7 protein-coding genes are annotated in these 12,665 nt (G+C 39.9%); 5 read left to right on the top strand and 2 right to left on the bottom strand.

Translation table 11 applies throughout. The features are described from left to right. Positions 1–151: 151 nt before the first annotated feature. On the top strand, positions 152–2,848 hold the full coding sequence (gene topA / locus NQT65_RS03280; RefSeq protein ID WP_256850499.1) for a type I DNA topoisomerase: 2,697 nt from the start codon (positions 152–154) through the stop codon (positions 2,846–2,848). A gap of 119 nt (positions 2,849–2,967) precedes the next feature. Here topA and NQT65_RS03275 read toward each other — a convergent pair whose 3' ends face one another. After that, on the bottom strand, positions 2,968–3,210 hold the full coding sequence (locus NQT65_RS03275; RefSeq protein ID WP_004587793.1) for a hypothetical protein: 243 nt from the start codon (positions 3,208–3,210) through the stop codon (positions 2,968–2,970). Between the two features lie 235 nt (positions 3,211–3,445). Here NQT65_RS03275 and NQT65_RS03270 point away from each other — a divergent pair, with 235 nt between their 5' ends. Next, positions 3,446–3,997 (top strand): TIGR00645 family protein, encoded by a 552-nt coding sequence (locus NQT65_RS03270; RefSeq protein WP_256850498.1) that lies wholly within the window; start codon positions 3,446–3,448, stop codon positions 3,995–3,997. 126 nt (positions 3,998–4,123) lie between these two features. On the opposite strand, the gene NQT65_RS03265 is transcribed toward NQT65_RS03270, so the two are convergent. Then, a complete protein-coding gene (locus NQT65_RS03265) occupies positions 4,124–5,749 on the bottom strand; it encodes an alpha-glucosidase family protein (RefSeq protein WP_138685152.1) in 1,626 nt (541 codons plus the stop codon). Positions 5,750–6,402: 653 nt separating this feature from the next. Between NQT65_RS03265 and NQT65_RS03260 the strand changes: the two genes are divergently transcribed. The 3 genes from NQT65_RS03260 (at position 6,403) to NQT65_RS03250 (ending at position 12,654) form a co-directional block, all read left to right on the top strand. Next, on the top strand, positions 6,403–9,189 hold the full coding sequence (locus tag NQT65_RS03260; RefSeq protein WP_256850497.1) for a TonB-dependent receptor: 2,787 nt from the start codon (positions 6,403–6,405) through the stop codon (positions 9,187–9,189). Between the two features lie 115 nt (positions 9,190–9,304). Next, a complete protein-coding gene (locus tag NQT65_RS03255) occupies positions 9,305–10,798 on the top strand; it encodes a tryptophan halogenase family protein (protein WP_256850496.1) in 1,494 nt (497 codons plus the stop codon). Next, positions 10,798–12,654, top strand: coding sequence for a glycoside hydrolase family 13 protein (locus tag NQT65_RS03250; protein ID WP_256850495.1), 1,857 nt, complete (start codon positions 10,798–10,800; stop codon positions 12,652–12,654). The genes NQT65_RS03255 and NQT65_RS03250 overlap by 1 nt, the downstream gene beginning before the upstream one ends. The last annotated feature ends 11 nt before the right edge of the window (positions 12,655–12,665 follow it).

Here is a 12,665-nt window from a genome sequence, read left to right as displayed (position 1 = left end):
TTAACAACAAAAATTGTTTGTTTATTCAGTAAATACTGAAAAGTTTGTATTAAAAGCTTGTAACAATAGGTGTTTGTAGATATACCTATAAATATTCGCGCCGTTTATGTCGGCAAAACACATTTAAATATTTGGTTAGAAATAGGCAACTATGGGCAAATCGCTAGTAATTGTAGAGTCACCTGCTAAGGCTAAAACAATTAATAAATACTTAGGTAAAGACTTCATCGTAAAGTCCAGTATTGGACATGTGCGTGATTTACCTACTTCAGGTTCGAACAAAGCTAAAGTACCGGCGACTAAAACGCCAGCTGAAGTTCGTAAAATGGAACCTGAAGAAAAGGCAGCGTATAAACAGCAACGAGATTACACTAACTTAGTTGCACGTATGGGTATTGATCCTGAAAAAGGGTGGGAGCCACATTACGAAATTTTGCCAGGTAAAGAGAAAGTAGTTCAAGAGTTAAAAAAGCTGGCCGAAAATGCAGACCAAGTTTATCTCGCAACGGATTTGGATAGAGAAGGGGAAGCAATTGCTTGGCACCTTCAAGAAATTATTGGTGGTGAGCCTGAAAAATATAAACGCGTTGTATTTAACGAAATTACAAAAAATGCGATTCAACAAGCGTTTGAAACACCAGGTGAGCTAAATACCGACATGGTATATGCACAACAAACACGCCGCTTCTTAGACCGTGTAGTTGGCTTTATGGTATCGCCATTATTATGGGCTAAAGTAGCGCGCGGGCTTTCTGCTGGGCGTGTGCAATCGGTTGCGGTACGTTTATTAGTAGAGCGCGAACGTGAAATTAAAGCGTTTATTCCAGAAGAGTTTTGGGATATACACGCCGATGTTAAAAATACTGAGTCACAATTACGCTTAGAAGTCACCAAACAAGCAGACAAGCCATTTAAGCCGGTAAATGAGGCACAGGCTACAGCCGCAGTTAAAAGCCTTGAGACAGCCGAATATAAAGTAATAAGTGTTGAAGAAAAACCAAGCAAAAGCCGCCCAAGTGCGCCTTTTATTACTTCAACCATGCAACAAGCCGCCAGTACACGTTTAGGCTATGGCGTTAAAAAAACAATGATGCTTGCACAGCGCCTTTATGAAGGCGGTTACATTACTTATATGCGTACCGATTCAACTAATCTGTCAAAAGATGCAGTTGAAATGTGTCGTGATTATGTAACGCAAGAGTTTGGCGCAAAGTACTTACCTAAAGACCCAATTAGCTACAGCTCTAAAGGCAATGCACAAGAAGCGCACGAAGCGATCCGTCCTTCAAGTGTCACTGTACTTTCTGGGCATGTTGAAGGTGTTGATGCCGATGCCAAAAAACTGTACGAATTAATTTGGCGTCAGTTTGTTGCCTGTCAAATGGTACCTGCAGAGTACGACTTAACAACGCTTACTGTGGCCGCTGGTGAGTTTCAACTAAAAGCAAAAGGGCGAGTACTTCGCTTTGATGGTTGGACAAAAGTGCAACCTGCGGTACGTAAAAAGAATGAAGAAGATCAATCGCTGCCAGCAGTAAAAGAAGGCGAAGTACTTAGTTTAATTGAGCTTGACCCTAAGCAGCACTTTACTAAACCGCCAGCGCGCTTTAGTGAAGCAAGTTTAGTAAAAGAGCTTGAAAAACGTGGTATTGGTCGTCCATCTACGTACGCATCAATTATTTCAACAATTCAAGACCGTGGTTATGTACGGGTAGAAAACCGTCGTTTCTTCGCTGAAAAAATGGGCGAAATTGTTACCGACCGTTTGGTTGAAAACTTCACTGATTTAATGAACTTTGATTTTACCGCAAAAATGGAAGGTCGTTTAGATGATATCGCCGAAGGCGAGCGTGTATGGACCCAAGTGCTTGATAAGTTTTATGCTGATTTTTCTACGCAATTAAACATAGCCAAAGATGAGCCAGAGCAAGGCGGAATGCGCCTTAATCAAATGGTCGAAACCGACATTGACTGCCCTACATGTGGCAGAAAAATGGGTATTCGCACGGCATCAACGGGTGTTTTCTTAGGGTGTACAGGTTATAACTTACCGCCTAAAGAACGTTGTACAACCACTATGAACCTAGTGTCAGGGGATGAAGCGGTTGCGGCAGATGTTGAGGACATTGAAACTGAAACATTAATGCAAATGAAGCGCTGTCCAATCTGTGAAACGGCTATGGACTCTTACCTAATAGACGAAACCCGTAAATTACATGTTTGTGGTAATAACCCTGCATGTGAAGGGTATATCGTTGAGCAAGGTACCTTTAAAATTAAAGGATACGATGGGCCTATTATCGAATGTGATAAATGTGGTTCAGACATGGAGCTTAAATCGGGCCGTTTTGGTAAGTATTTTGGCTGTAACAACGAAGAGTGTAAAAATACGCGTAAGTTACTTAAAAACGGCGAAGCTGCACCACCAAAAGAAGATCCTGTGCACATACCTGAACTTGAATGTGAAAAGTCAGAAGCTTATTTTGTTTTACGTGACGGGGCTGCAGGTATTTTCTTGGCGGCTAACACTTTCCCTAAATCACGCGAGACGCGAGCGCCTAAAGTGGCTGAGCTAAAGCGTTTTAGAGAGCGTATTTCACCTAAGTTTTATTACTTAGCTGATGCGCCAGAAAAAGATCCTGATGGTAATTTAGCCGTAGTACGTTATAGCCGTAAAAATAAAGCGCAATACGTGATGACTGAAGTTGACGGAAAAGCCACAGGCTGGACTGCTCACTATGAAGCGGGTAAATGGGTAGAAGAAGCGAAGAAAAAAGCAGCGCCTAAAAAGAAAGCGGCTGCAAAAAAATCGCCAGCTAAACCTAAAGCAAAAAAAGAAGCTGAATAAACTTTAAAATTAATCTAGTTTAAGACAAATAAAAACCGGAATGCACAGCCTGTGTCATTCCGGTTTTTTTATGATTATATGCGTCGCAATGGCTTTATTAGCCGCATATTTTTTATTGTTTAGATTTGTACAGTAGATACTTTTTTGTAACCTTCAGACTCTAATTCATCATTAACGCATTGAAGAACATAGCCAAATAGATCGTCGTTACTTACATCATCATCTTTAGCCCAATTTACACACATATCTGTGTATTCTTTAATTGTTTGTGCAGAAGCTACTGGTGCATCGTCTGCGATTGCAACTGTTGCAGATACAGCAAAAAGTGGTGCAACTATTAATGCTAGCAATGCTTTATTCATTTGTTGATTCCTAAATAAATGGTTTTACGATTTAAATACATTTTAAAGCTGTATTTAAATAGTGCCCAATGCAGAACAACTCTGTTGGTGTAGTGATTTTTAATCGAAATTAAAATAAAAGATAACGAAAAATTTTTATCGTCAAGATGAGTAAATTACGCTTAAATAATTATATAAGTAATTGTGTTGTAATAAATTATAAGCTAAGGTCGCTTTTTTATAAAAAGATAAGTTAATGTCAGAACACCGAGCAAAACCAACCAGTACGCCTCGTAAAATACACAAAGTAGAGCAGGGCTTAGAGTCGTTTATATTTAAAGGGCGCTGGTTATTAGCCCCGTTTTTTGTAGGCCTACTATTTGCTGTAATATTGCTATTAATAAAGTTTTTTAAGCAACTTTATTTAATGGGTATTGCCACTTTTAGTGCAACAAACCAAGAGTTATTAGTGGGTATACTTACCCTCGTTGATACCGCTTTACTGGCTGGTTTATTACTTATTATTATTTTTAGTGGTTATGAGAACTTTGTTTCAAAGCTTAATATTGAGGGCCACGAAGATAGGCCGTCATGGATGGGGAAAGTAGGTTTCTCTGGCTTAAAAATGAAGCTTATTAGCGCAATTGTTGCCATATCTGCAGTTGAGCTTTTAAAGGTATTTATTAATTCTAATATTCATTCAAGTGATGAGCTATTTTGGAAAGTGATTATCCATGTCACCTTTGTAAGCTCTGGCGTGTTATTTGCGCTCACTGATTATTTAAATAGTAAAACACAATCACATTAGAAAGGTTAAGTTAGTGGTTTGGAGGTCGGTATTTCGTCTTAATACCGGCTATAGCAGCCCCACGATTTGAGCGCACAAAAAAGCCCGATACAATCGGGCTTTTGAGTATTATTAGTCAGGGCATTCTTATTTTACAAAAGCAAAGTAACAGTCAAAACCATTCATGTTTAGCTTATTACCATCTAAAGTAGCATTACAATGAGATAGTGAGTCATGCGCCTCAGTCACTGTTTTAGTCAACTCAAATGTTTGATTGGTATCAGCTAAGTTAAACACACATAACATAGTTTGCTCGTTTAGCGTTCTGTAAAAAGCGAGGATAGGCTCAGCAGTATCAATAAACTTAATATCGCCTGCTAATAACACAGTATGCTGTTTACGCCATGCCATAAACTCACGATAAGCATTAAGTATAGAGTTTGCATCTTTATCTTGTACAGACACAGCCTGCTGCGTATGCGCGCTATCAACCGGTAACCAGGGTTTAGCAGCACTAAATCCTGCATTTTGTGTGTTGGTCCCTTCCCATGGCATTGGCGTTCTACAGCCGTCGCGACCTTTAAAGTTTGGCCAAAAGGTAATGCCATATGGGTCTTGTAGGTCTTCAAATGCTACAGAGGCTTCACCTAGCCCCAGCTCTTCACCTTGGTACATACATACGCTACCACGCAAAGAAGCTAATAAAGCTGTAAGCATTTTGCATTGTTCTGGGTTTATTTCACCATTTTGGCTCCAGCGGCTCGCAACACGCTCTACATCATGGTTGCTAAACGCCCAGCACGGCCAACCTTCAGTCATGCGTTGCTCTAGAGTCTGTACGGTTTCTCTTATGTATTCACTTGAATAATCATCCGTGAGTAGCTCAAAACTGTAACCCATATGCAGCTTATCACCGCCTTGGGTATATTCTGCCATTGTTGCCAATGAATCTTCCGATGAAATTTCACCAAGTGATACAGTACCCGGGTATTTATTAAGTAGTGCACGTATGTCTTGCATAAACTCAATGTTTTCTGGTTGGGTGTTATTATAATAATGGTACTGAAACGCGTATGGGTTATCTTCACTAAAGCCACGGCCTTGGCGTTTATCTTTAGGCTTTGCAGGATTGTCACGTAATTGTGCATCGTGGTAGCAAAAGTTAATAGCGTCTAATCTAAAACCATCTACACCTTTTTTAAGCCAAAACTCTACATTTTCTAAAACAGCTTTTCTTACATCTGGGTTATGAAAGTTTAAATCAGGCTGTTCGGTTAAAAAGTTATGTAAATAGTATTGACCGCGACGAGGCTCCCATTGCCAAGCACCGCCACCAAAAATAGATAACCAGTTATTAGGCGCTGTGCCATCTTCTTTAGCATCTGCCCATACGTACCAGTCAGCTTTATCATTGTTTTGGTTTTCGCGGCTATCTAAAAACCATTGATGTTGGTCTGATGTATGGCTTAACACTTGGTCAATAATAATTTTAATGTCGCGTTTATGTGCTTGATCTATTAACTCATCAAAGTCGTTTAGGTCACCAAATATGGGGTCTATATCGCGATAGTCACTTATGTCGTAGCCAAAATCTTTCATTGGAGATTTGAAAAAAGGAGAAATCCAAATAGCGTCAACGCCTAAGCTTTTAATGTAATCAATGCGATTAATTATCCCTTTAAGATCACCAATACCATCGTTATTGCTGTCTTGAAAGCTTCGCGGGTAAACCTGATAAATAACCGCACCTTTATACCACTGCTGTTGGGCCATGCTTTTCTCCGTCGTTCCACACAGTATTTATATTGTTATTAGTTTGATTGAAACAATCACTAAATTTTCAAAAAGCATACGTGAAGGGTGCTGCTCTGTAAAAAGTCTGCATACGTATGCAGCTAATTTACTTACATAAAAGCGGTTTTAGCTAAGCAGAAAGTTACCCATAAAAACCACCGCAGCACTTTTACCAATCATGTTTATTTTTGTGTAACTAAAACAGCTGACTATTTTGGTGCTTATTTTTAAAGGGCTGCACAGCTTTGGTGATTTCATTCTTTGGTCAGACCAATTTAATCTGATAATCTTTACAAAAGATATGCGTGTAAATTTATAAAAAACCTTTAATTAACGCTATTTACAAACGATGACACAGGGATTTCAGTTAAATAATTGATGTATTTTTATGATGATAATAAATCACTAAGTTGCACCAATATAAAACTATTTAAAACAGTAGGTTAAAGTTTTATTTGTGAACTCATTGTTAACTTTTAGCCTTTTGCATAGTACTGAATACGTATGCATAAAGTTGTTAATAAAATAATTCGAGCGTTAATATTGATGCTGACAACAAAATTAGCTCGCCTGTTTGACTATCACTCAAATAAAGAAGCGAGTATCACAATATGGGTAACGGGAAAAACATCATGTCTATGTTCAAACCAAGTATATTAACGTTGGCAATGGCTACTGCAGGATTAGCAAGCTTTGCCTCTGTAGCAGCACAAGAAGATACAGTTAAAAATGATGACGTTGAGGTTATCGAAGTAAAAGGCTTTCGTGGCAGTGTTGTAGAATCAATCAACACAAAGCGTTTTTCTACTCAAGTCGTTGAGTCAATTTCAGCTGAAGATATAGGTAAACTTCCTGATTCATCTATTGCTGAGTCTATTGCACGCTTACCAGGTTTAACGGCGCAGCGCCTAGATGGTCGCGCAAGTAGAGTATCAATTCGTGGTTTTGGTGAAAACGAAAGTGGCACTACATTTAATGGCCGCGAGCAAGTATCTATTGGCGATAACCGCGGCGTAGAGTTTGACCTTTACCCATCAGAAATTATGAGCGGCGTTACCGTATATAAAACACCTAATGCAAGTATTGAAGCAGAAGGTATTGCCGGTGTTATTAACATGCAAACCGTACGTCCTTTAAGTAAAGGCGAGCGTGTATTTCAAGTTAACGGCCAATACGAGCAAACTAGCTTTGATAAACTAAACCCAGACGGTAACGACGATGGTTACCGCGGTACTATTTCATACATTGATCAATTTGCAGATGACACCATAGGTGTTGCGTTTGCACTAAATACCATGAGCTCTCCAAATCAAGAAAAACGTTGGAACTCTTGGGGTTACCCTGAATTTACTGCTGATGATGGTCAAACGTACTCTATATTAGGGGGTGCAAAACCATTTGTACGTTCATCAACCCTTGAACGTGACTCAGCGATGCTCGTACTAGAGGCCGCTCCTACAGACAAATTAAACATGACGTTTGATGCGCTATATGTTGATTTTACAGATGAAAAAATCTTACGTGGTATCGAAATCCCATTCGCATGGGGTCAAGGTTCGATTGACCCGGCAAGCGTAGCTGTAGATGACGCAAGTGGTTTTATTACCAGTGCGGTAACAAATGGCCAACGTGTGGTTGTTCGTAACGACTACGAAGAGCGTGAAGCAGAACTAACCGCGTTTGGCTTTAACACTAAATACGATATTGATGACTCGTGGTCAGTAGAGTTTGACGCAAGTTACTCTCAAGTAGACCGTAAAATTTGGAGCCTTGAGAGCTACTCTGGCACAGGCCGAGGCGATGCTCGCGGTGTTGCAGATAACCTAGGTTACACATTTAACGGTGGTAATACAGGTGCTACGTTTACTCACGATTTAGATTACAGCGATTACAGCTTAATACAATTAGGTGGTCCTTTATCATGGGGTGCAAGCTCTGCTTTAAATGATAAATATGGCTTAACCGGCACCGAGTATGAAAACCAAGCGCAAGATGGTTTCATTAATGCACCTACAATTGAAGATGAGTTATCTACGTTAAAACTAGCGGCATCTAAAGTATTAGAAAACGAATACTTCAGCTCAATTGAATTTGGTATGTCTTATAAAGAGCGCGAAAAAACCAAAGATTCGCAGGGCTTCTTTATGACGTTATCTGGGTTTTCACTTGATAACCCGGGTTTAGTTACCGTGCCAGAGCAGTATCGAATGGGCAGCGTTGATTTAGACTTTATTGGCATGGGCGATATGATTGCCTACGATGTAAATGGTCTTGTTAATGACGGCTACTACGACTTACTTGATGAAAGCTTAACAAATACGAGCCATTTAACTAAATCGTGGACCGTAAAAGAAGAAATTACCTCAGCGTTTGCACAAGCTAATATTAATGCAGAAGTAAGCGGCTTAGCGTTAACAGGTAATATAGGTGTACGTTACGTTCACACTGTTCAGTCATCGCAAGGTAATGCATTTAGTACTGTAGATGGCATTGTTGTGGCATCACCTACCAATATTAGCCACGATTATTCACACGTTTTACCAAGTTTGAACTTATCACTTGCGATTGATGAGCAGCAAACAGTGCGTTTTGGTGCAGCTAAAACAATCTCACGCGCCCGTTTGGATGAAATGAACTCATCTATTGATGCATCATACAACACAACGCCTGATGAAAATGGTAACTTTTGGTCTGTATCGGGTGGTAACCCTAACCTAGAGCCTAAAGAAGCAACTGGTTACGATTTAACGTACGAAAACTACTTTAGCGATGAAGGTTACTTCTCTGCTGCGTTTTTCTATAAAGACTTAACCCAGTGGATTTTTGACGGCACATACGAAATTGATATGTCGGGCGTTGCTGACCCTTCAACAGGTGAAATCCCAGCTACTTCTGAAGGTACTGGTAGTGGTAAAGTAAATGGCGGTGGCGGCGACCTATACGGTTACGAGCTATCTCTTGCATTGCCATTTAAAATTTTCCACCCGTCACTTGAAGGTTTTGGTTTAATTGCAAGCCATACCGGTATTGAATCAGACATTGAAGATCAAAACGGTAATGAGTACGAGTTACCGGGTCTGTCTGACAAAATTCAAAGCTTAACGGTTTACTACGAAATGAATGGTATTCAACTGCGTACCAGCATGCGTAAACGTAGTGCCTTTAAAGGTGATGTATACGGGCTAGGTTTTGATACCGAGCAAGTGGATATCCTAGGCGAAACAATTTGGGACATTCAAGCGGGTTACGACTTTAGTGAGGCCGGTGTTGAAAGTCTTGAAGGGTTATCAATTCAGTTCCAAGTTCAAAACTTAACAGAAGAGCCGTTTACATCGCTTTCTGGCGATAACGCGCTACAAGTTCGTGACTACCAAGATTACGGTCGTACTTACTTGTTAGGCTTTAGCTACAAGCTATAATAAAGGTTGTGTGTAGGAGCCCTTGTAATTTGTTTTACAAGGGCTTTTTTATAGCTACTTTATTTAAATTTTATCAAACTTAACAAAGCTTTAAACTGTAAACGTGGACAATAATATGAAACCAATAAAACACGTCGTAATCGCAGGCGGGGGCACGGCAGGGTGGATAACAGCCGCCTTGCTTAATAAAGTGTTAGGTAAAGTAATTAAAATAACCCTTATTGAGTCAAGTACTATTGGCACTATAGGCGTGGGTGAAGCAACAATTCCGCCTATTATTCAACTTAACAATGCACTGGGTATAAACGAGCAAGATTTTATAAACGCTACAAATGCATCTATAAAATTAGGAATTGAGTTCGAAAATTGGAAAACCCCCTCCCATAGCTACATGCATGCTTTTGGCTCATTTGGAAAAGACTTCCCCTTTTGCGATTTTTACAATTTTTGGGTAAAAGGGCATATTAGCGGTGCAGAGGAAAGCTTATGGGATTTTTCTCTTAACTACCAAGCGGCTAAACAGCATAAATTTGCACCCTTAAATACCATACCTAATACACAATTGCCTGGCTTGAGTTATGCCTATCACTTTGACGCAACGTTATATGCTGAGTTTTTAAAAAAACTCGCAACATCACGCGGTGTTGAGCATATTGATGCCAAAATAGAGCAGGTTGAACAATGCCCTCTATCAGGGAATATAAAATCATTAACCCTTGGTAACACACAGCAGATAAATGGTGACCTTTTTATAGACGCTACTGGGCAGCGCGCCTTACTCATAGAGCAAACCCTTAACACAGGTTTTGTCGATTGGTCTCATTATTTACCGTGTGATAGCGCCGTGGCGGTGCAGTCTCAAGGTACTAGCGAGCTAAAACCTTATACGCGTTCAATTGCACACAGCGCAGGCTGGCAGTGGCAAATACCGCTGCAAAGCCGAATAGGAAATGGCTTGGTGTACTGTAGTCGTTATTTATCTGACGATGCGGCAACGCAGTTATTATTAAATAATTTACCTGCTGAGCCAATGACTGAGCCGCGGGTGATAAAATTTAAAACAGGACGACGTTTAAAACAATGGCATAAAAATGTGGTATCGGTTGGCCTTGCCAGTGGCTTTTTAGAGCCGCTAGAGTCTACCAGTATTCATTTAATACAAAGTGCCGTAACCCGTTTAATAAAGCTGTTTCCACACAATGGCATAAGCGATGCCTTAGTTACTGAATTTAATAAGCAAAGCGTGATAGAAATAGAGCACATTCGTGATTTTATAATATTGCATTACACACTAACAGCACGAGAAGACTCTCCATTTTGGCGACAATGTAAGCAAATGGACATTCCTGACTCATTGGCCCATAAGCTCAAATTATTTAAGCAAACCGGTAAAGTAGTGCGCGAAAACGACGAATTATTTGCCGAAGTTGCCTGGCAACAGGTGTTTATTGGCCAAGGGCTTATCCCCGAAGATTACAACAGCATTGTTGACTCACTCAGTAGTGAACAACTAAACGATTTATTCTCAACACTAAAAACGCTTATTACCTCAACGGTAGATCAATTACCCACTCATAAAAATTTTTTAGCAAAAATTAAAAAGGCCTGATGATGCAACTTTTAAAAAAACTTTTACTTGTAAGTGCCTGTACTTTACCAACCATTAGCTACGCACTTGACGTTGAGCCAGCTAATTGGTGGGTTGGCATGAGCAAAAACACGATTACCATCATGGTTCATGAGCAAAACATTGCAAACGAGCAAATTAAATTAGCTAAATACAACGGCGTTAAGTTAAATAAAGTAACCCGTACCGATAATCCAAATTATGTATTTTTAAATATTACCATTACCGACGCCGCTAAAGCCGGAACGCTTGAATTTAATAGCAGCGAAACAAGCAATAACTTTGAGTTTCCACTTCTTGAGCGAGATAAAAACAGCGCTCAGCGTCAAGGGTTTACATCAGCTGATACGCTTTATTTAATTAACCCAGATCGCTTTGCTAATGGTGATAAACAAAACGATACTGTCGCAAGCATGTTAGAAGCGGCAAACCCGAGTATAAAAGGTGGGCGCCACGGTGGTGATATTCAGGGCGTTATAAACGCGCTACCCTATTTAAACGATTTAGGCGTAACACAGCTTTGGTTAACCCCAGTGCTTGAAAACAACATGCCTAATTATTCTTATCATGGTTATGCAATTACAGACTTTTATAAGGTTGACCCACGAATGGGCTCTAACCAGCTATACAAAACGTTATCAGTAAAAGCAAAAGAGCAGGGTATAGGCCTGGTAATGGATATGGTCCTTAACCATTTTGGCTCTGAGCATACTTGGGTTAACGATAAGCCAACTAAAGATTGGATTAACTTTAATGGTGAGTTTAATAAAGGCAAAAATGCCACTAGCCATGCGCGCCAAACCATACAAGACCCACACGCTAGTGAATACGACAAGCGCCAGTTTAACGATGGCTGGTTTGTAGAAACCATGCCTGATTTAAATCAGCGCCAACCACTGTTAAGTGAATACTTAATTCAAAATGCAATTTGGTGGATAGAATACGCCGATTTAAGCGGCATACGTGTTGATACCTACTCTTACTCAGATAAAGCATTTTTGAGTGATTGGACAAAAGCCATAATGCAAGAGTACCCAGATTTTAATATTGTTGGAGAAGAGTGGACGTCTAACCCTGCTATTGCCTCTTACTGGCAACGAGGCAAGCATAACCAAGATGGCTATACATCAAGCTTACCAAGCGTGATGGACTTTTCGTTGCAAGAGTCGGTAATTCAAGCGCTAAATGAAGATGAAAGCTGGAACACGGGTTGGGTTAAAGTATATGAATCGTTAGCTAATGACTTTTTATACCCTGATACAAATAACATTATGGTATTTGCCGATAACCACGATATGAGCCGTGTCTACACTGAGCTTGGTCAAGATGTAGCCAAAACAAAAATGGCGATGACCTTGTTTTTAACCACACGTGGCATAGCGCAAATGTATTATGGTACGGAAGTACTATTAGATAACACCCCAAGTAAAGACCATGGTGATATTAGAATCGACTTCCCCGGCGGGTTTGAAGGCCAAACTCGTAATGCCTTTACCAAAGAGGGCTTAACAAAACAGCAAAAAGAGATGCATAACACCATCAGTACGTTGCTTAACTTTAGAAAAAACAGCTCAGCACTAGATAAAGGAAAGCTTGTACACTTTACGCCTCAACAAGGGGTTTATAGTTATGCGCGTATTAGCGATGAGCAAACTGTGTTGGTATTTATGAATAAAAACACACAAGCGCTACAAAAAAATATTGAGTATATGCAAGAGGTAATGCCTAACAGCACAACAGCATTTAATTTATTTACTCAAAAAACACAAAAGCTTGGCAAAACCATTGAATTACCAGCGATGAGCGCAACGGTACTCGTTATAAATACGCCACAATAGTGACCTGAATA

The organism is Pseudoalteromonas agarivorans, assembly GCF_024518735.1.
Classification (GTDB): domain Bacteria; phylum Pseudomonadota; class Gammaproteobacteria; order Enterobacterales; family Alteromonadaceae; genus Pseudoalteromonas; species Pseudoalteromonas atlantica.
The sequence above is the reverse complement of the archived record's forward strand: the minus strand, read 5'-3'. Positions and strand labels throughout refer to the sequence as shown.